This window comes from Thalassospira marina (assembly GCF_002844375.1).
GTDB classification, from domain to species: domain Bacteria; phylum Pseudomonadota; class Alphaproteobacteria; order Rhodospirillales; family Thalassospiraceae; genus Thalassospira; species Thalassospira marina.
This window is the reverse complement of record NZ_CP024199.1, coordinates 423,431-443,262: the sequence shown is the minus strand read 5'-3', so window position 1 is coordinate 443,262 and position 19,832 is coordinate 423,431. Positions and strand designations below refer to the sequence as shown.

The 19,832-nt window shown below is 55.5% G+C and carries 16 protein-coding genes; 10 read left to right on the top strand and 6 right to left on the bottom strand.

Annotation, left to right across the window (positions count from 1 at the left end; all coding sequences use genetic code 11):
* Nucleotides 1-264, top strand: coding sequence for a hypothetical protein (locus CSC3H3_RS24310; protein ID WP_157831805.1), 264 nt, complete (start codon nt 1-3; stop codon nt 262-264).
* Complete coding sequence (locus CSC3H3_RS01910; RefSeq protein ID WP_101283362.1) at nt 264-917, top strand: DNA-3-methyladenine glycosylase I; 654 nt, start codon at nt 264-266, stop codon at nt 915-917. Before CSC3H3_RS24310 ends, CSC3H3_RS01910 begins: the two co-directional genes overlap by 1 nt.
* A gap of 358 nt (nt 918-1,275) precedes the next feature.
* Here the strand turns inward: CSC3H3_RS01910 and CSC3H3_RS01905 are convergent, their stop codons facing one another.
* Both CSC3H3_RS01905 and CSC3H3_RS01895 read right to left on the bottom strand, forming a co-directional pair.
* Entirely contained in the window at nt 1,276-2,334 is a 1,059-nt protein-coding gene (locus CSC3H3_RS01905) for a LacI family DNA-binding transcriptional regulator (RefSeq protein WP_101286058.1), read from the bottom strand.
* Between the two features lie 602 nt (nt 2,335-2,936).
* A complete protein-coding gene (locus tag CSC3H3_RS01895; protein WP_245881232.1) occupies nt 2,937-3,548 on the bottom strand; it encodes an alpha-ketoglutarate-dependent dioxygenase AlkB family protein in 612 nt (203 codons plus the stop codon).
* A gap of 649 nt (nt 3,549-4,197) precedes the next feature.
* On the opposite strand from CSC3H3_RS01895, the gene CSC3H3_RS01890 reads away from it, so the two are divergent.
* The 5 genes from CSC3H3_RS01890 to CSC3H3_RS01865 all read left to right on the top strand — a co-directional run bounded on the left by CSC3H3_RS01890 (nt 4,198) and on the right by CSC3H3_RS01865 (nt 8,480).
* The gene (locus CSC3H3_RS01890; protein ID WP_157831804.1) at nt 4,198-5,430 is read left to right on the top strand and encodes a methyl-accepting chemotaxis protein; all 1,233 of its coding nucleotides are present in this window, start codon (nt 4,198-4,200) and stop codon (nt 5,428-5,430) included.
* 219 nt (nt 5,431-5,649) lie between these two features.
* The gene (locus CSC3H3_RS01880; RefSeq protein ID WP_101270065.1) at nt 5,650-6,006 is read left to right on the top strand and encodes an ArsR/SmtB family transcription factor; all 357 of its coding nucleotides are present in this window, start codon (nt 5,650-5,652) and stop codon (nt 6,004-6,006) included.
* Complete coding sequence (gene arsC / locus CSC3H3_RS01875; RefSeq protein ID WP_101283352.1) at nt 6,003-6,413, top strand: arsenate reductase (glutaredoxin); 411 nt, start codon at nt 6,003-6,005, stop codon at nt 6,411-6,413. The genes CSC3H3_RS01880 and arsC overlap by 4 nt, the downstream gene beginning before the upstream one ends.
* Before the next feature lie 2 nt (nt 6,414-6,415).
* Complete coding sequence (arsH, locus tag CSC3H3_RS01870) at nt 6,416-7,141, top strand: arsenical resistance protein ArsH (RefSeq protein WP_101283350.1); 726 nt, start codon at nt 6,416-6,418, stop codon at nt 7,139-7,141.
* 13 nt (nt 7,142-7,154) lie between these two features.
* On the top strand, nt 7,155-8,480 hold the full coding sequence (locus CSC3H3_RS01865) for an arsenic transporter (protein WP_101283348.1): 1,326 nt from the start codon (nt 7,155-7,157) through the stop codon (nt 8,478-8,480).
* An 83-nt stretch (nt 8,481-8,563) separates the two neighbouring features.
* Here the strand turns inward: CSC3H3_RS01865 and CSC3H3_RS01860 are convergent, their stop codons facing one another.
* From CSC3H3_RS01860 to CSC3H3_RS01845, 4 genes are all read right to left on the bottom strand, one after another.
* Nucleotides 8,564-10,060 carry an efflux transporter outer membrane subunit gene (locus CSC3H3_RS01860; protein WP_101283346.1) on the bottom strand — a complete coding sequence of 499 codons (1,497 nt, stop codon included), beginning with the start codon at nt 10,058-10,060 and terminating at the stop codon, nt 8,564-8,566.
* The gene (locus CSC3H3_RS01855) at nt 10,060-13,200 is read right to left on the bottom strand and encodes an efflux RND transporter permease subunit (RefSeq protein WP_172963383.1); all 3,141 of its coding nucleotides are present in this window, start codon (nt 13,198-13,200) and stop codon (nt 10,060-10,062) included. The genes CSC3H3_RS01860 and CSC3H3_RS01855 overlap by 1 nt, the downstream gene beginning before the upstream one ends.
* 1 nt (nt 13,201) lies before the next feature.
* The gene (locus CSC3H3_RS01850) at nt 13,202-14,368 is read right to left on the bottom strand and encodes an efflux RND transporter periplasmic adaptor subunit (RefSeq protein ID WP_245881231.1); all 1,167 of its coding nucleotides are present in this window, start codon (nt 14,366-14,368) and stop codon (nt 13,202-13,204) included.
* A gap of 388 nt (nt 14,369-14,756) precedes the next feature.
* Nucleotides 14,757-17,177 carry a methyl-accepting chemotaxis protein gene (locus CSC3H3_RS01845; RefSeq protein WP_101270052.1) on the bottom strand — a complete coding sequence of 807 codons (2,421 nt, stop codon included), beginning with the start codon at nt 17,175-17,177 and terminating at the stop codon, nt 14,757-14,759.
* 447 nt (nt 17,178-17,624) lie between these two features.
* Between CSC3H3_RS01845 and CSC3H3_RS01840 the strand changes: the two genes are divergently transcribed.
* The 3 genes from CSC3H3_RS01840 to CSC3H3_RS01830 all read left to right on the top strand — a co-directional run bounded on the left by CSC3H3_RS01840 (nt 17,625) and on the right by CSC3H3_RS01830 (nt 19,692).
* Nucleotides 17,625-18,488, top strand: coding sequence for an AraC family transcriptional regulator (locus CSC3H3_RS01840; protein WP_101270168.1), 864 nt, complete (start codon nt 17,625-17,627; stop codon nt 18,486-18,488).
* An 88-nt stretch (nt 18,489-18,576) separates the two neighbouring features.
* Complete coding sequence (locus CSC3H3_RS01835) at nt 18,577-19,368, top strand: AzlC family ABC transporter permease (RefSeq protein WP_101283340.1); 792 nt, start codon at nt 18,577-18,579, stop codon at nt 19,366-19,368.
* Nucleotides 19,369-19,371: 3 nt separating this feature from the next.
* Nucleotides 19,372-19,692: an AzlD family protein gene (locus tag CSC3H3_RS01830; RefSeq protein WP_101283339.1), complete on the top strand. Its 321-nt coding sequence runs from the start codon at nt 19,372-19,374 to the stop codon at nt 19,690-19,692.
* Nucleotides 19,693-19,832 lie beyond the last annotated feature (140 nt).

The following is a 19,832-nucleotide window of genomic DNA, read 5'->3' as shown; positions in this document are numbered from 1 at the left end:
GTGAACGGTCTTTTGTTGGAAAGGAACCGTCCAAGCATTTATCACGCTAAAATTATTTCAATTTTTAATATTCAATTGCATTTTGATTGCACTTTTATGTCACATCCCGTTTGGCACTCAAATCTGCATGCCTTTTGGGCAATTCGCCGTTTTTGCCCGGCAAAACCCGGCAAGATAATCTCGGTACACGGGGTAAGCGGTGCTAAGCTGCCCTCAACGCAGCCTGTGCGCCCCAAATCGCAATTTATAAAAAGCATTGCCTGATGACCGATCACAAGCACGCCAAACAGCACCATGCCCGCGCCCATACTCATGCTCAAACCGGCCCGGTCGATACCGCCATTCCGCGCTGCCAATGGGCGCTTACCCATATCGACAAGCCCTTTTACGTTGCCTATCACGACTATGAATGGGGAACACCGGTGCATGATGACCGGCATTTCTTTGAAATGCTGATCCTGGAAGGGGCGCAGGCCGGGCTTAGCTGGTTGACAGTTTTATCACGGCGCGCGGAATACCGGGCAGCCTACGATAATTTCGATGTGCAAAAGGTGGCATCCTATGACGATGCCAAACAGGCTGCACTTCTGGGCGATAGCGGCATTATCCGCAACCGCCTGAAAGTCGCCAGCAGCGTACGTAACGCGCAGATATTTATCGATATCGCCAGCGAATTTGGCAGTTTTGATGCCTATGTCTGGCGCTTTGTCGATGGCACGCCCATCGTCAATCACTGGCAGACGCATGGCGATGTGCCAGTCACAACAAAGGTCAGCGATGCCCTTTCAAAAGACCTGCATAAACGCGGGATGCGCTTTGTTGGATCGACGATCATTTATTCCTATTTGCAGGCAACCGGTCTGATCATGGATCACACAACCGACTGCTTCCGCTATCAGGAATTAACGGCGGGCTAATACCCTTTGCCCTTAATCAGGCTCTTTTTGCCGCTGTCATTTGGTGCCCCGCAAGCAGAAATCCGCAGGGTGTAACGGTTTTACAGTCCAGGATTTCGACCTGGCAGGGCGACAAATGGCATCGGCCCTATGGGTTTCATTTCGGCGGCTTCTGGGTGTGTTATATCATCTGCCCGATACACCGCACCGCGCTGCGCGATGTGCCCAGCCAGAAGACACGCCGAAGTCATACAAAATGACCCTGATCAAGAACAAAGGGCGTTAAGCGCATAACAACAACCTGCACATCAAAAATACAGGAAATATACGATCCGCCGGGAAGGTGTCATGTCGCGTGACGGCGGCATTCCCTGCGGGCTTAGCCCTGATCGGTGGCCTTGCTGCTGGCACGTACCAGCAACCGGGTTTTCAGCAAAACCGGTTCGGCCACATCATCACCTGCCAGGGCCAGTTCGGCGGCAATACGGCCCTTTTCAACCGAATTTTGCGCCACAGTGGTCAGGGGTGGGGTTGTGCGCGCCCCACGCGCGACACCATCAATGCCAATCACACGTACTTTGTTAGGCACATCATGGCCGGTTTTTGCCAGCCCCTCCAGCGCGCCAATCGCAATCACGTCCGACATGGCAAGAATGCCATCAATATCGGGGAACTGCGCCATCAGGTCGATGACCTGGGCACGCACATTTTCCGACAGGTTTTCACATTCGACATGCACGATATCGGTAACACCAATACCGGCATCCTTTAACACCGAATGATAACCCGCCAGCCGTTCGCGCACCACACGGTGGCTGACAGACCCACGCCTGCGCGCATCCATCAGGCCAAATTGCCCGTCTTCATCGGCCTGAAGCGACAGAATGGCAAATTTGCGGGAACCGCATTCCAGCAAATGGCGCGCAGCACTTGCCGCCCCTTCAAAATCATCCAGCACCACGGTCGCGGTTGCCCCGACAATATCGGTATCAATGCCAACCATTGGCAGGTTGCGGCGGCGAATGGCCGAAATCACATCGTTATTATCGGAATAGCAATGCACCAGAAACGCATCGACCGCGGCATTATTTACTGCTGTTACCGCCTGTTCGTGGTTTTCAGCCGAAATGATCATCATATTGACCGACTGGCGCGCACATTCGCGGCCAATACCGCGCAGCAATTCAATCGCGACGGGGTCGCTAAAGGCATATTCAAGGTTATCGGGAAAAACCACCCCCAGCGCCCCGGCCTTGCCGGTTCGCAGCATACGGGCCATCACATGCGGCCCGCGATAACCCAGTTCGGCAGCAGCGGCCAAAATCTTTTCGCGTAATTCTTCGCGCACCAGATGCGGTTTGCCAAACGCATTGGATGCCGTTCCCTGGGAAACCCCTGCGGCCCTGGCCACATCCACCAGACGAACCCGATTGCCCATATGCCGAAATTCTCCCCGTTTTTCTGCCATCGTGCGCTGGCACAATAACATATTCGATAACATTTTTTTGAATCGGTTCACGATAATATTGACAGATGCCACCCCGCACCGCCACTATGGCTTTGTTGAATCGATTCATTACGATTCTGTCTGGCAGATTCTCCCTTCACAATCTGCCACTGCCGCGCGCTTTATGTGTTTGCGGTTTTCCCGGCAATTTCGCATTGCACTTCGATATCCTGCCGCCCCAACTTTTTCAGGGGCGGTTTTTTTTTGCGCGTAAGACGGCCATAACCGACCGTGCACGATATAAAGCGACACGATACAATCCTGCTCGATACAAGCGTACACGACTGAAAATAACCGCGCGGGGCGAGGCGAGGCCAGGCCACCACACCTTATTCCCCATTCCCCATTCCCCATTCCCCATTCCCCATTCCCCATTCCCCATTTGCCAGTTGCCAGTTGCCAGTTGCCAGTCAGCAGTCGGCAGTCGGCAGTCGGCAGTCGGGAGATGATCAGGAAGACCCGTGAACCGCCAGGAAAACAAATTGGCATTTGCCGCGCAAAAAGGGGTGAGATTTTAAAACCCTTGCCTTAAATCAGGCGCGGCGTTCGGCAACGGTTTTGCGAAAGGTCAGGTTAATGCGCGGGTCAACCGGCTTGGCGGTTTTGGGGATCTGATGCACCCAGTGATGCTGCATGGTGCCGCCCATGATCAGCAGGGAATTATGGGGCAAATCAATGCTGACGCGTTCGCCATTATGTTTATGGCGCATGTGAAACCGCCTTTCCCCGCCAAAGGACAGGCTGGCAATGACCGGGTTTTCACCCAGCACATCTTCATCATCGGCATGCCATGAAACGCTGTCGCGCCCATCGCGATACAGGTTCAACAGCACGGTGTTAAAGCTTTGCCCGGCGCGTTCTTCGACCAGCTGGCGCAGCGGCAGCAACACCTTGGGGAACGGGGCTGCCGGGTGATAAACACCGCTATAGCGATAGGCGACTTCGCCATACCAGGAAGTCAGCCGTGGTACGGCAATATCACGGCCCATGATATGGGCTGTTTCCTGCTGCCAGTTCAGGGCCATATGCAAACGGTCAAATACGCGGTCGGCCTCGCTTAGGGGTAAAATATCCCGGTGAAGCCAGGCTTCGCCATCACAGGGCAAAATATTTTGCGGGGGCTGGTCGGCAAACAGATCGCGCATTATTCCGTTCTTTCCTGAATGGAATGGATGAATTCCATATCAACGGTTTAGGCGGTTTTGCGACAAATTTGAAGTATCGAGCATCCACCCCACCCTATCGTAGGTGATGCGGATCATATTGCATCGCAACATTACCCGGCCTTTCACCGCGCCAGACAAAACCTCCATCCCCAGCCAAACCACAACCATAACAAACAAATCACAGCATCAAAAATCCACCTGAAATAAAATATCCCGGCAAATCATTATCTTATCGCGTATCAATTCGTTAAACCGACAACAGAACTGCAAAATTACCCGCCGCCATACGCAAAAATTGCGATGCGACTCGTTACGCCGCGCCGCGAAAACGATTCGACAAAACCTTTGTATAAGCCATATCGGTTTCGTTACAAAAATTGGCAATTTTTATATACGCAAGATTATGTTTTATAACCCCATATCGCCAATCCCCCCGCCCGGTTGGAAGGTGCTTTGCAGGCAATTTTCTTTTCCATTTGATATCACCATGAAAATCCCGCGACATAGTTTCGCGGGTACGCCGATTTCAACTTTGGATGCCAAAAGCAGGCAGGGGTTCCAGAGGGGCTGTATCCACGCGGCAAGCCACAAAAGTTGGCGGGCACGGATTTCACAAGGGGGAATAATAATGTTTCTGTCGAAACGCAATCAGATCGCCGAAAACCAGGCCGCCCTATCCCAGGCGCAGGCCCAGCAGCAGGAAGAAGCCCTGCTTTACAAGCACATCCTTAACGCCATTCCCAGCCGCCTGCTTGCCTGCGACCTTGATGGCAATGTGCGTTACATGTCCTATGGTTTTGGTGAACTGATCTATTCCGGGCGCGGCGAGGCTGCAGCTTCTGCCAAGGGTAAACATATCAACGACCTGCACCGCGTTCTGGGCCAGGATAAATTCCGCAATCTGGGCCGTTCGCTCAGCCGTTTGCCGCTGGAATATCGTATCCGCATTGATAACGACACCATCCTTGTTGCCATCACCGTCATGAAAAATGACGATGGCACCCCGAATGGCTTTGCCCTTTCGGCCGATATCATCACCGACGAAGTCACCCTGGGCAAAAGCTGCGTTGAACTGTCTGGCGAAGTCAGCAATTCCGCCGTTGCCCTTAAAAAGCTTTCTGGTGAACTGACGCAGACATCGGCCACCAGTGCCGATCTGGCCGGTTCGGTGCGTGGTGCTGCCGATAACACCGCCGTAACCGCACAGCGCGTTGCTTCCGCATCCGAAGAAATGACCCAGTCGATCAATGAAATTTCCAGCCAGATCGACCGGCTGACCGAAATTGCCAATCGCGCGGTCAAGGAAATGGACCATACCGGTTCGGTGATGAACCAGCTGAGCGAAGCTGTCGATGAAATCGGTTCGGTGGTTAAAATCATTCAGGATATCGCAAGCCAGACCAACCTTCTGGCCCTGAACGCCACCATCGAAGCAGCCCGTGCGGGCGATGCCGGAAAAGGTTTTGCCGTGGTTGCCAACGAAGTGAAAACCCTGGCAACCCAGACGGCGCGTTCGACCCAGGAAATCACCGATCGCATCAGCGCCATTCGCGACAATACCAGCCGTGTTGTCAATGAACTGGGCGATACCCGCACCGTGATCGAAGAAAACGAAGAAATCGCCGGGAACCTGGGTGCCGTTGTTGAACAGCAGCGTTCCGCATCCCAGGAAATCACCGTCAATATTCAGGAAGTCGCCAATGGCGTGCAAATGATCTCGCGCGATCTTGGCAATCTGGATGATCTGGCAGACCAGGCATCGGACCAGGCAAACCGCCTTGCTGCCTTCTCGACCGATCTTTCCGGCCATTCCGATACGCTTTATAGCCAGGTTAAGGGTTTGCTAAAAAACGCCGAGTAATATTGGCGCATCAAACTCGCCCCTATGCGAACCCCGCCATTCCATGTGATGGCGGGGTTTGTTTTTTCCAACGCATAATGCCGCCCCCCGTTTCCCGCCCTTTTGGCCATATATCACCAGCATCCTGCCTGCCTGATACAGGCCCAAATACAGATCCAAATACAGACCAAGCGAAAATTGCTGTTGCCAGCGACCCAATGTGTCCATATTCTTGGACATATGGACACAAATGAAATTATCGATGCCTTTACGGCCCTGTCGCAAATCACCCGTCTTGAGGCCTTCCGCCTGCTGGTCAGGCATGAACCGGAAGGTTTGCCTGCGGGGGAACTTGCGCGCCTGCTTGATGTTCCGCACAACACGATGTCGGCCCATTTGGGTGTGTTATCGCGTTCCGGGCTGATCACATCAAAACGGCAGGGGCGATCCATCATTTACCGTGCCAGCCTGACGCGCATGAACGACATGCTGGGCTTCATGGTTAATGATTGCTGTGCTGGCCACCCCGAACTGTGCCAGCCCATCGCCCTGACCGGGGTCGCACCGGCATCGTGCAAAACGGAACCGCAAAAATGATCTCGGTGATTTATCACAACCCGGCCTGTGGCACATCGCGCAACACGCTGGAAATTATGCGCCAGTCCGGCGAAGAACCCCATGTCATCGAATATCTGAAAACCCCGCCATCGCGCGCCAAACTGTGCGACCTGATTGCGGCAATGGGCATCACCCCGCGCGACCTTTTGCGTCGCAAAGGCACCCCTTATGATGAACTGGGCCTTGATGACCCAACCCTGACCGACGATGCCCTGATCGATGCCATGATGGCCCATCCCATCCTGATCAACCGGCCCATTGTTGTGACAGAAATGGGCGCAAGGCTGTGCCGCCCGTCTGAACAGGTGCTGGCCCTGCTGCCCCATCCGGTATCGTCTTTCACCAAGGAAGACGGCGAAGTCATCACCCTTACGCCCGCAGACTGAAAATGACTGACAAAGATTTATCCACCCTGCCTGGCATTAATGGCGACTGCCTGCACCCCATTGATTATGCCCGCCTGGCTGGCCCCGATGCGCCAACCCATGCGCCGCGTATCCTTGTGCTTTATGGGTCATTGCGGGAACGGTCCTTTTCCCGGCTGTTATCCGAGGAGGCATCGCGCCTTCTGGAATGGTATGGCTGCGAGGTTAAAACATTTAACCCGTCCGGCCTGCCCCTGCCCGATGACGCCGGGGTTGACCACCCCAAGGTCCACGAATTGCGCGGCCTGGCCGAATGGGCCGAAGGCATGGTTTGGGTCAGCCCGGAACGCCATGGTGCCATGACAGCCGTCATGAAAGCCCAGATCGACTGGATCCCCCTGTCACTGGGCGGTGTACGCCCGACACAGGGCAAGACACTGGCGATCATGCAGGTATGTGGCGGCAGCCAAAGTTTTAACGCTGTCAACCAGATGCGCATTTTAGGCCGCTGGATGCGGATGCTGACCATTCCCAACCAGTCATCGGTGGCAAAGGCCTTTAACGAGTTTGACGATGCTGGCCGCATGAAACCATCGCCCTATTACAGCCGGGTTGTTGATGTGTGTGAAGAACTGGCCAAATTCACCTGGTTAACCCGCCATCATTCCAGCTATCTGACAGCACGTTATTCCGAACGTGTTGAAACCGCCGAGGAACTTTCCCGGCGGGTCAATCAGCCTTCCATCTAGTCAGGGGACGCACGTGCTTGCATTGCTGATATTTGTCATCACGCTTGTTTTCGTGATCTGGCAGCCGCGCGGTCTTGGCATTGGCTGGAGCGCCATGGCAGGCGCCATCATTGCCCTTCTGACCGGTGTGGTTGGCTGGGGGGATGTTTCCATTGTCTGGGATATTGTCTGGGATGCGACATTCACCTTTGTCGCGCTGATCATTATTTCGCTGGTCCTTGATGATGCCGGTTTTTTTGCCTGGGCAGCCCTGCATATTGCCCGCTGGGGCAAGGGGAACGGACGTTTGCTGTTTCCGTTAATCATTATTCTTGGCGCGGCCATTTCGGCCTTTTTTGCCAATGATGGTGCGGCCCTGCTTTTGACACCTATTGTTCTGGCCATTCTGATGCGCCTGAAATTTAGCGAAAAGTCCGCGCTGGCCTTTATTATCGCGACCGGATTTGTCGCGGATTCAACCAGCCTGCCGCTGGTGATTTCCAATCTGGTCAATATCGTCAGCGCCAATTTCTTTGATGTCAGCTTTTCGCGCTATGCCATGGTCATGGTGCCGGTCGATATCGTTTCGCTGCTGGCAACACTGCTGGTGCTCTGGCTGTATTTCCGCCGCGATATTCCGCCGCAATACCCGCTTGAACGCCTGGAAGACCCCGCCCACGCCATTCGTGACCGGCAGGTATTTTACGCTGCCTTCCCCATTATCGGCGTTTTGCTGGTGGCTTTGTTCGTGACAGCGCATCTTGATATCCCCATTTCGCTGTTCATGGGGGCGGGTGCACTCGCACTGATGGCCATTGCCGGGCGCTGGTTTGGCGGGCGATCCAAACGGGTTATTTCGCTGGCGCATGTTCTTAAAAACGCACCCTGGCAAATCGTGCTGTTTTCGCTAGGCATGTATCTTGTGGTTTACGGGCTGGGTCAGGCATGGCTTACCAGCGAGGCAGCCCATGTACTTACCCTGCTTGGCAGTCAGAATATCTATGTCGCCACCATTGGATCGGGCTTTGCGGCGGCCTTTCTGGCATCGGTCATGAACAATATGCCCGCCACCCTGATCGGCGCGCTGGCGATTGACCAGGTAAATGGCCATGTGCCCGCACTGGTGCAGCAATTGATGGTTTATGCCAACGTGATCGGCAATGACCTTGGCCCCAAATTCACCCCGATCGGCAGTCTTGCCACCCTGCTTTGGCTACATGTTCTGGCGGGCAAGGGGCATAAAATCAGTTGGGGGCAATATATGAAGGTCGGCATTGTTATTACAACACCCGTCCTGTTCCTGACCCTGCTTGCGCTGGCGGTTTGGTATCCCATTCTTGGCGCTGCTAGCGGGCAGTAAGTTTTCGACATTAAAAAAACCGGGCGATGAAGAACCCTCATCGCCCGGTTTTCATTAAATCACACGCTTTGCAGGTCGCGTCATCATCCTGCTGGCTGGATGTAATAGGGATCAAACGCCTTGCCGTTATGGTCGCTATCGCGGTTCATGTTTTCAGCGAGCCGATCGACTTCATCAGCATCCAGCCCCACCGCCGAATACAGATTGATGGTTTCAAGTTCCAGGCTGGTTTGCGCATCGGCCAGGTCCTGTTCGGAACGTGTCAGTGTACGCTGGGCATCAAGCACGTCCAAAAAGTTGGAAAGCCCCTGGGTATAGCGCACACGGGATTGTTCAAACGCCTGACGGTGATGCGATACCGCCAATATCAGACTGTCGCGCTGTGATACCGCACCGACATAGCCAAAAATGGCTGATTCAACATCGCTGATCGCGGATAACAGGGTTTTGCGATAGGTGTAAAACGCCTGATGGGCCTGTTCCTCGGCCACGGTGATATTGGCCTTGCGGACGCCGCCATCATAAATGGTGGCATCAATCACCGCGCTGATGGCGGCCAGTGCCGTGCGCACAATTGGCCCGGTGCCATATCCCGTTGCCGCCAGTGACAGGCTGCCATCCAGCGACAGTTCAGGATAAAGTTCTGCCGTGCGGACGCCAATTTCCGCTGTGGCCGAAATCAGGCCCAGTTCGGCGGCTCGCACGTCGGGACGACGGCGCAGCAAATCGGCGGGAACGCCAATTGGCGGGGCACTGTCAAATTCCGGCAGGGGTGCTGAGCGGCTTAACAGGTCACGATAGGTGCCCGGTTGTGCGCCAGTTAAAATGGCGATGGCGTTAATGGACCGGTCAATACTGGTTTGCAGGACGGGCAGGGTTGCCTCGATATCGGCGACTTCGGCCCGAGCACGGGATAAATCGAGGTCAGACGCCAAACCGGACTGCGCACGCAAATCAACGATATCGCGGGTCTGGCGTTGCAAATCCAGCGAATTGCGCAGCAATATCTGGCGTTGCTGGGTTCCGCGCAGCGTGATGTAATTACGGATGATATCGGCAATAACCACGCGATAGACATCTTCGCGCAAATATACCTGCTGGAGGATATCGGCTTCGGCGACCTGCCCTTCACGCGCCTGCCCGCCCCATAAATCGGGCGTCCAGGACAAATCAATGCCGGCATTGCCGCCAAGATCATCCTGATAATTGCCATCCTCGCGGGTGGACCATTGCCGTTCAGCGCGCCCGCCCGCACTGGCCCCGATTTGCGGGCCATTTTCGCCGGTAACACCCCGGGCAACGGCACGGGCTTCGGCAATGCGGCTGGCGGCAATTTTAAGGTCAATATTGCTTTTGATGCCATCGGTCACAAGCTGGTCCAAAACCTGGTCCGTTGTGCTTTCCCACCAGCGCGCCTGATCGGGTTTATGATCGGCAATTTGTGGCACCTGCGGGCTATAGGTTGCCTTCAGATCAAATTGCGGTGCCTGGTATTCCGGCCCGGCCGTAACACAGCCTGCCAGTACCAGCATTGATATCCCCAAAACCGGGCCATGTTTTAACAGGGTATGTAACCGCATTACCCGGCACTCCCTTCATATTCATCGGTATCGGGAATGCCCTGGGCAATGCGCAATTGGTCTTCGAGTTTCTGGCTGCCATCGGCACGGGCCGAAACCAGCGGGGCCAGCAGCAAATATAAAACCGGCGTCAAAAACAGGGTAAATACCGTGGCAAAACCCAGCCCGCCAAAAATAACCCAGCCGATCGCGGCACGGGCCTCGGCCCCTGCTCCCGTTCCCAGAACCAGCGGCAAGCCCCCCAGAACGGTTGAAATCATGGTCATCATGATCGGGCGCAGGCGGATCATGGCGGCATCATGAATGGCATCACGCACCGATTTGCCCTGGTCACGCAACTGGTCGGCAAATTCGACAACCAGAATGCCGTTTTTCGCCATCAGCCCCACCAGCATCACAAGGCCGATCTGGCTGTAAATATTGATCGAGGTATGGCTGATCACGAGGGCAAAAATTGCGGCGGCAAGGCCGAATGGCACCGTTAACACCACCACGGATGCCGACATGAAGCTTTCAAACTGGGCAGCGAGCACCAGCAACACCACCAGCACCGCCACCAGGAACGTAATCACCACATCGTGCGATGTTTCGCCAAGGGCCGCGGCATCGCCCAAAAACAGCAAGCCTGTCCCGGTTGGCACAACGGCCTGTGCGGCCTTTTCCACATCGGCCACCGCCTGTTGCAGGGTATAGCCCGGCACCATATTGGCCGAAATCGTTACTGCGCGCTGTTGCCCTTCGCGATCCAGGTTCGATGCCACGGCTTCTTCATCAAGATGAATGATGGAAGATAGCGGCAAAATGCGCCCGTCCTTGCCCGGAACAAACAGGTTATCGAGATCCGATGGATCGCGGATCGCCCCGGCCGTACTGCGCAGTTTGATGGGAACGGTCGTATCATCCACCGACAGATCGGTAACTTCATAGCCATCAATCATTGCGCGCAGGGTGGTATCAAGGCTGTCAATCGAAACACCCAGATCAAACGCCCGCTGGCGATCAATATTGACCAGAAGCTGCGGCTGCGTTGTCTGATACCCGACACGAATGCCGGTGATATTGGGATAGTTCTTTTCCAGTTCCTTTTGCAGGGCCTGGGCATTTGCCGCAAGGTTGCGGTAATTTGTTCCAGTCAGGGCAAATTCAAGACTTTCACCCGAGCTACTGCCCCGCAAACCCAGCGAGTTGGGCTGATAGACAAAGGCCTGCACACCCGGCAGGGCATTTAACTTGCCCCGGATGGACGCGGTAATTTCCTGCTGGCTGCGGCTGCGTTCTTCCCAGGGGGTCAGGCTTGCGATCACCAGTGCGCGGTTGTTATCGCGAAAACCCACAATGGTATAGATGTTCTGGGCTTCACCGCGATCCACAATGGGCCGCAGGATGTTTTCAACCGCCTCGACCTGGCGGTCCATATAATCAATGCCGACACCATCCGGCCCGCGCAGCGATACCAGCAAACGGCCCCGGTCTTCATCGGGCAGCAGTTCCTGTTTGACCAGCTTGAACGCCCCAATCGCCAATACGGCAACAATGACCGATGCAATCACCGTCATGACCGGGAAACGCAGCACCAGTTCCAGAATGGCCTTGTATAGCCCGCCAAAAAACGCCCCGACCCGATCGAGCAAATGAAATTTGCCATCGCCCTTTTTCGGGGCTTCCGGGTCAATATGCTTCAGGCGCGATGCCAAAAGCGGACAAAGCGACAGTGCGACAAAGGACGAAATTGCCACCGATACCGCCAGCACAAAGCCAAATTCACGAAACAGCCGACCCGCCGTGCTGGGCAAAAACGAGATTGGCACAAAAACCGACATCAGCGTTAGCGTGGTTGCGATTACGGCAAAAAACACCTGGCGCGTACCCAGCACCGCTGCTGCCAGCGACCCCATGCCCTGATGGCGGCGGCGCTGAATATTTTCCAGCACCACAATCGCGTCATCCACGATCATGCCAGTTGAGAGAACCAGCGCCAGAAGGGTCAGGATATTGATGGAAAAACCCAGCATCCACACAGCCGCCACGGTGCCAATCAGGGCGATGGGGATGGTGACGGTGGGAATAAGCGTGGCACTGAAAGAGCGCAAAAACAGGTAGAGAACACCAATCACGATCACCACAGCCAGAACAAGGCTGCGGATCACTTCCCACAAGGCGCCTTCAATAAAAACCGCATCGTCGGAATTTACCAGCACCCGCACGCCATCAAGCTGCTTGTTCAGCTTTTCGGCTGTTGCATGAACGCCCTTTGAAATTGAAATCGTGTTGGACTGGGCCTGGCGGACAATGCCAAGACCAATCACCGCGCGCCCATCCAGGCGCACATAGGATGTGGCATCATCCGGGCCGTAATAGACATCGGCAACGTCGCCCAGGCGTACGCCATCGCGGACGAAAATGGCCTTCACATCTTCGGGTTTCCAGACCGATGCATTGGCACGCACAAACAGGTTCTGGTCGTTGGAATCAAAACTGCCTGCCGGAATATCAAATTTTGCGGTTTCCAGCACATCGGCAATATCGTCAATCGACAGGCCGTAGCTGGCAATGCGCAGCGGATCGACCCGCACATGCAAAACCTTTTCCCTGTCGCCATTTTCATTGACCTCGGCCACGCCGGGGACCGACAAAAAGGCCGGAATAACCTGGTCTTCAACCACATTTGCCAGTTCATCTTCGGTCAGTCGGCTGCTGACGACGGCAAGGCGCATGATCGGGCTGGCATCGGAATCCGCCTTGACCACTCGAATATCATCAACCTCGTCGGGCAGGCTGCGCTGCGCCCGGCTGACGGCTTCGCGGATGTCGTTGGCGGCATCGTTGATTTCCACATCGGGCGAAAATTCAATACGGACCCGCGAACTGCCTTCTTCACTGCTGGAACTGATATCCTGCACACCACTGACACGTGATGCGGCGCCTTCGATCACGCTGGTAACTTCGGTATCCACCGTTTCGGGTGATGCCCCGGTATAGGTGGCCGAAATGGTGACAACGGGGCGGTCTACGTCGGGCAATTCGCGAATTTCAACACCCATCATCGCGGCCAGACCGGCCAGAATGATCAGCAGGGAAATCACAACAATCAGGATCGGGCGGCGAACGCTTAATGACGCAATATCGTTATTTTGCGACATGTTACGAACCCCCGTCCGTCGATCCGCTGCGTTGTGCGATACCCTGGTCATCGCCGCGGATGGTGGCGGCAACATCACGGCCCGGGCGCAGGCGCTGCACGCCTTCAACCACAATCAGGTCGCCGTCATTAACCGGGCCATCAAGCAAAATACGACCAGCCGTCCGCTTTACCACACGTACTGGCACACGAACGGCCTTTTCCCCTTCGATCCGCCAAACATAGGTGCCACTATCGCCCCACAGCACCGAAATTTCCGGCACCGCCGGGTAGGAATTGCCAGCGATATCAATATAAACCGCAAAAGACATGCCCGAACGCAGGCGACCTTCGGGGTTGGGAATACGGGCGCGTACGCTGAAAGTCCGGCTTTGCGGGTCAACGCGGCTGCCAATGGCATCGACCACGCCATCAAATTTTTCGCCCGGAAGGCTCCAGGTTTCTACCCGCACGGACTGGCCCAGTTTCACATCGCGAAAACGGGTTTCGGAAACTTCAAAATCCACCAATACACTGTCGATATTATCCAGTGTCGTGATCACGGTGGTTTTTTCAATGCGGTCCCCCGGCTCCACAGCGGGAATACCCACCATGCCGTTAAACGGGGCCAGAATGGTGCGATCATCAAGATCGACCGCCGCCTGGTCCAGGCGAATGCGCGCCTCGGCCAGGGCGGTGCGGGCTTCGTCCACTTCGCTGTCAGACACGGCACCACGCGGGCGGGCCTTTTCATAGCGGTCAAGCAACTGTTTGGCATCACGCACCTGAACGGCCGCCAGGTCACGCGCCAGCTTTTCCCGTGCGGAATCAAGGATCAGCAAAACCTGCCCGGTTTTTACCTCATCCCCGGCATGAAACAGCACATCCTTTACCTCGCCGGCAACGGGCGGGAAAAGCTGCACACCAATGGCGGAACGGCCGGTACCCACGGCTTCGACAACAGTGTTATTGGGCGTGGAAACGGCACGTTCGGCAATAACGGGCAAGGCCGGGCCGGATGCGGCCCCCTTGCCGCCCCCTTTGGCTGGCGACCCCGAACCATCATTTTGCACAATGATCGGCCCGTCAGCCGACAGAAACGGCAATTTCCCCTCGCGATAGGCAAAAAGCCCACCAATGACAGCAAATGCCACCACACAAATAACAACCAGCCTAACCATTCGTGACATCGAATGTCCCGTTCCCTGAAATCTATCGGTGAATGCCCCTCAACAGGTATGAAAGGACTTCACAACCCGCCGCCCGGTTTTTAAACCGCCCTCATATTTACACTGCCACCGGCATTACATTTGTACGAGTGCAAAATTGTACGTCATTGTATCAAAGCGTACGAAACACACCAAAAGCCCGCTTTTCCGGGCATCCTGCCCCATACGCACGCACAAAATTGCCCCCGGAAGCCACGAAAGATGGTGCAACCGGTTACAAAAAACCGGGCAACGCGGTGCGTTACCCGGAAAATTGAAATTACTTGAAACCAGCAGCCCGATGCCAAACGGCCAATATTAACTACCGTCACACAGCCGGGTAATGCCGCCTGATTAAGGGCAATGGGCTTTAACCCGCAATCTGCTGGGGTTCGGCCAGATAATCATTGGCGACTTCGGCGCGCAGGCGGTTTTCATCGCCATCAAGGATATTGTGGCTTTCGGCCAGGTGCTGCTGCCACATGCGGGCGACAAACAGCACCAGATCCCCGCGCTGTTCCAGCGGATCGGTAAATTTCAGGCGCATTTTCGGGGCATCAAGGCCCCGGCGGCTCATGACTTCGACATTGTATTTGCCACGCAGGCCATCAATTTCGACCACCATTTGGCGGCCCCGTTCCCAATCCTGCGACGGGGTAACGGAAATACCGCCAATCGACAGGTCAAACAGGCTGGTTTCGATACGTTTGCCATGGTCATCAAACACCACACGCACATCGCGGCCTGCCGTTACACGCGGGTCTTTGCCCTTGTTATCATCCTTTTCCGCCGCATCACGTACCGCGCGGTTCAGCGACAGGGTCAGTTCGCTTACATGTGCGGTCACATCATCGGCGTGCCCGGTCAGATCCTGGCTAAGATTGCGGGTATGGTCGATATCGCGCGATACTTCCATAATTGCATCGCCAACATTTTTGGCCGCATCACTTGCCGCCTGAATGGCCAGCGAGATTTCTTCGGTTTCGCGGCGCTGCTGGATCACATCACCGGCGACCTCGTCTGAAATCGCCATCATGTCACGCACGGTGACACCCACATTTTCCATCGCCGATACGCAACGATCCGTCACATTGCCCATCGCACCAACATGGGTGGTGATCTGCTCGGTTGCTTCGGCGGTTTGCCCGGCCAGGTTTTTGACCTCGGCGGCAACCACGGCAAAACCACGCCCGGCTTCGCCCGCGCGGGCAGCCTCGATGGTGGCGTTAAGGGCCAGCATGTTGGTTTGGGCGGCAATGCCGCGAATAAGATCCACCATCTGTTCGATGCTGCTGGCGACTTCGCGCAAATCATCGACCGCAGCAGCAGACTGGCGGGTACTATCGACAGCAGACTGGGCAATGGTGCGCTGGCGTTCAACCCGCCCGGCAATTGACCCGATCGCCCCTGAAAGCCGGCTTGCCGCATCGCTGATCGACTGGGCATGTTCGCGGCTTTGTTCGGCGGCACTGGTGGCGGCTTCGGTCTGGCCATTTACGCGGTTGGCAGCGGCGGCAACTTCGCCCACCGCATCGCGCATCCGGTTCACCTGGCGTGAAACCGATTCAACCAGGCCCGATGTTTCACCTTCAATCGTTTCAGCCATCCCGCCCAGGGAAGCGCGGCGTTTTTCTTCTTCCTGGCGCTGCAATTCAATGCGTTCTTCGGCCATGGTTTCAATTTTCAGGGCATTTTCACGGAAAATCGAAACGGTGCGCGCCATCGCACCAAATTCATCGCGGCGGTTGATGTCGGCCAGGTCGATATTGGTGTCATTGCTGGCAAGGCGGGCCATATCGCCATTTACCCGGCGCAACGGGCGCAGAATGCTGGTTGCGGTGCCTGCGGCCAGCATGATGGCGATCAGCGCGCCAACAATCGCAACAATCATGTTGGTCATGGCGGAGCTTTCGGATTTGCCATGCACCACATCAACCAGCTCGTTCTGGCCAGCGATGGCTTCGCTACGGATTTGACCTGTAATTTTCTGCACTTCGCGCACGGCAGCCTTAAAATCATTCATCGACTGGCTAAAGCCGCTAAACGACCCTTCAAGCTGGTTTGCACCCTGCTTGAGCAGGTCATTGTCGCGCGTGGCATAGGAAAACAGCTTTTTGTCCGCCCGCTTTAACGACCCCATCGCCGTTTTGATTTCTTCGTGCAAATCGGTCAGGGATGATGTGGCATTACGCGCCGCATCGAGCGTTTCCGGGCTATGGACAATCGCATATTCAAGATTGCTGACAATGGCCGTCAAATTCGCCTTTGACAGGCGATCACCATATTTATCGGCAATTTCCGGGTCGCGTTTATTGATAAACGACACCAGATCGGACGATGACCCGCCCATCTGGTTGGCGCCGAGCAAAATGGTATCGGCGGATGCCGTCATGTTTTCAGCACGCAGAACCAGCGGCTCCAGCGTTGCAATGTATTTTTCCGCCAGAACCTTCAGGTCATTTGCCTTGGTTTCATCGCCAATCGCGATCAGCGCATCGGTCAACGCCTCGCGGCTGGTAATGGCGTTTTCCTGGATGGCGGCAATTTCGCTGCGCACTTCGGGGTCAACCGTTTGCGCATACAGCAGCACCTGGTTTGACAGGCGTTCCAGCTTCAGGGCGTAATCATTGGCAAGGCCGACCAGTTCGGTCCGTTTGGCAATGCGGTCCGCATCACTGGCAAATCCCAGCAGATACCAGGATGACAGCGCACTTAACCCCAGCAGCATCACAACCAGGATCAGAAAACCCGCATAAATGCGATGGCCAATACGAATTCGGTCAAACAACATGACGGCTCCGAAGGTTCGGTAAAAATCGTTCACGCTGCTGCCATACAGTGAATTTCAGCCGCTTTTTGTAACACTTCTATGAAGATCATGTTTCAGCCGGTTTATTACCGGAACAACCAGAAACGATACATCAAACGAACATTTATCACCCCGAAAACGCATCAAATGAACCCACCCTAAAGATTAGGCCATCGGACAGGGTCCCGCCTGAACCCGAAACGCGGCGACTCGGCAAAATCCTCAAGTTTTGTGCGGTTTTTCCCATTATCAAACGCAATCAGGGTGTTAGGCAACATTCGCCCCCATTACACCAGGGGGATATAAAATCGGTGTGAAACCCGTATCAAACGGATATCGCGCGGACCCGGCACAGCCCCCATTGCGAAGCATCGCGGCAACATCAATATTGTACAAGCTGTGCCAATTTTTCCGCGTTATACTGCCACCATGAACATGTTGACCCATCCATCCCCGGCGACCCAACGCCCGCGCGAACGTGCCCGCCACTGGCGCGCTGCCGATGGTATTGACCTGTTCGAGGCGGATTACAAACGCTTCACCTTTCCCAAACACAGCCACGACTATTACGCCTTTGGCACGGTGTTAAACGGGGCGGAAAAATTCACCACGCGCGGCACCAGCCACATTGCCCGGCGCGGCCAGCTTATTGCGATGAACCCCATGCAGGTTCACGATGGCGGCCCCGCCTGCGAGGATGGCTACCATTATCAGGTGCTGTTCATTAACCCGAAAATCTTTGCCGATCTGGTGACGGAAATTTCGCCCAAAAGCAAAGGCCTGCCCTGTTTCAGCCAGCATGTGATCAATGATCCCGACCTGCATTTGCTGTTGCAGAAACTGCATCGCCTGTTCGCCCCGGAAAGCCAGCATCTGAGCAGCGACCTTGAACGCGACACCCAGCTTTTTTACGGGGCTGCGCGCCTGTCGCTACGCCATGCCGATGCCGCCCCCTATGATTTCAAACCCGGTGCCGAAGACCGCCGCGTGCGCCAGGTGATCGACTATATGAACAGCCACCAGGACGAAAACATCTCGCTTGAAAGCCTGGCCGCCCTGACCGGGCTTAGCCGGTTTCACCTGCTGCGCGTGTTTCGCGAGGCAACCGGCCTGCCGCCGCACACCTACCTTAACCATATGCGCCTGCGCCGGGCCAAACGCATGCTGTTTGACGGTTTCAGCATTGCCGATACGGCAGCAGCCACCGGCTTTGCCGATCAAAGCCACCTGAACCGCCATTTCAAGGCCATGTGGGGTGTCAGCCCCAGCGCCTTTATTACCCACACCCGATAACAGCAATATCGTTCAAGATCAGAACGCCTAAAAAGTGGCATAGATGGCTTAATCATAAATGCCACCAGGAAACTGTCCGGGAAATATCATGCCAAGCGGCCCCCATTTCACCTCCGATGCCATTCGGCGCGGCGCAATCGCCTGCCTGCCCCTGTTCCCCAGTACCTTTATCTTTGGGGCGGTATTGGGCGTGCTTGCCACCCAGCGCGGCCTTGGCCTTGGCGAACTTCTATTCATGAGCCTGACGGTCTTTGCCGGTTCCGCCCAGTTCGTTTCGGTCGATCTGTGGCGTGAAACCATTCCGACCGTTGCCATTATCATCGCAACCTTTGTGATCAATCTGCGCTATGTGCTGATTGGTGCGTCCTTACGGCCGGTATTTCGCGGGCGTCCGCTATGGGTAAAAATTTGCGGTATGCATATGGTTGCCGACGAAAACTGGGCCATGACCATGGCACAAAAGGAAACGCCCATTCCCGGCTTTCTGCTGGGCGGCGGCATTTTCCTTGCCATTGTCTGGGGTAGCGGCAACACGATTGGCTATATGCTGGCTGGCGGCATTCCTGATCCCAATGTCTATGCACTGGATTTTGCCTTTACCGCCATTTTCGCAGCCCTGACCATCGGCATGTGGAAAGGCCAGGCCGATTTACTGCCCTGGATCGCAGCGGCCATTGGCTCCATCATCGGGCATTATCTGTTGCCTGGGACATGGTCGATCCTGGCCGGTGCCGGGGCCGGTGTTGTTGTTTCGGCCCTGACCTGGAAGGGGGATGACGATAAATCAGCCCAGCCAGAAACCATCAGCAACGGCGTATCGGGCGATGAATACACGCCTGATCCCAATGATCGCCGCCTTTCGCCCCGCGCCGGAGAATAAACCATGCCCGATTTCACAAGCTTCACCCCCGAAGCCATCCTGACCATCATGGGCATGGCCGTTGTTACCTATGGCATGCGCCTTGGCGGGCTTTTAATGGCGGACCGCCTGCCGCAAACCGGCCGCTGGGCCCATGTGCTGGAACGTTTACCGGGTGCTGTTTTAATTTCCGTCTGGGTGCCAAGTGCTCTTTCTGCCGGGCTGATCGGCATTATTGGCGCGGCAGGAACCCTGATTGCCATGATCGCAACCCGCAACCTGTTTGCCGCCATGATCGCCGGTATGGGGCTGGTTGCAACAGGGCGTTATTTTTTCGGGGCCTGATGCTCAACCCGTCACCCCCTTGTCGCGCGCAAGCGACACAAAGCCGCCCGTGTCAAAACCGGCGGCTTTTTCTTTGCCATATCAAACCTTCCGGCACGGTATGCTGCCCGTGTTGTTCGTTCCACATTCCCGCCAAAACA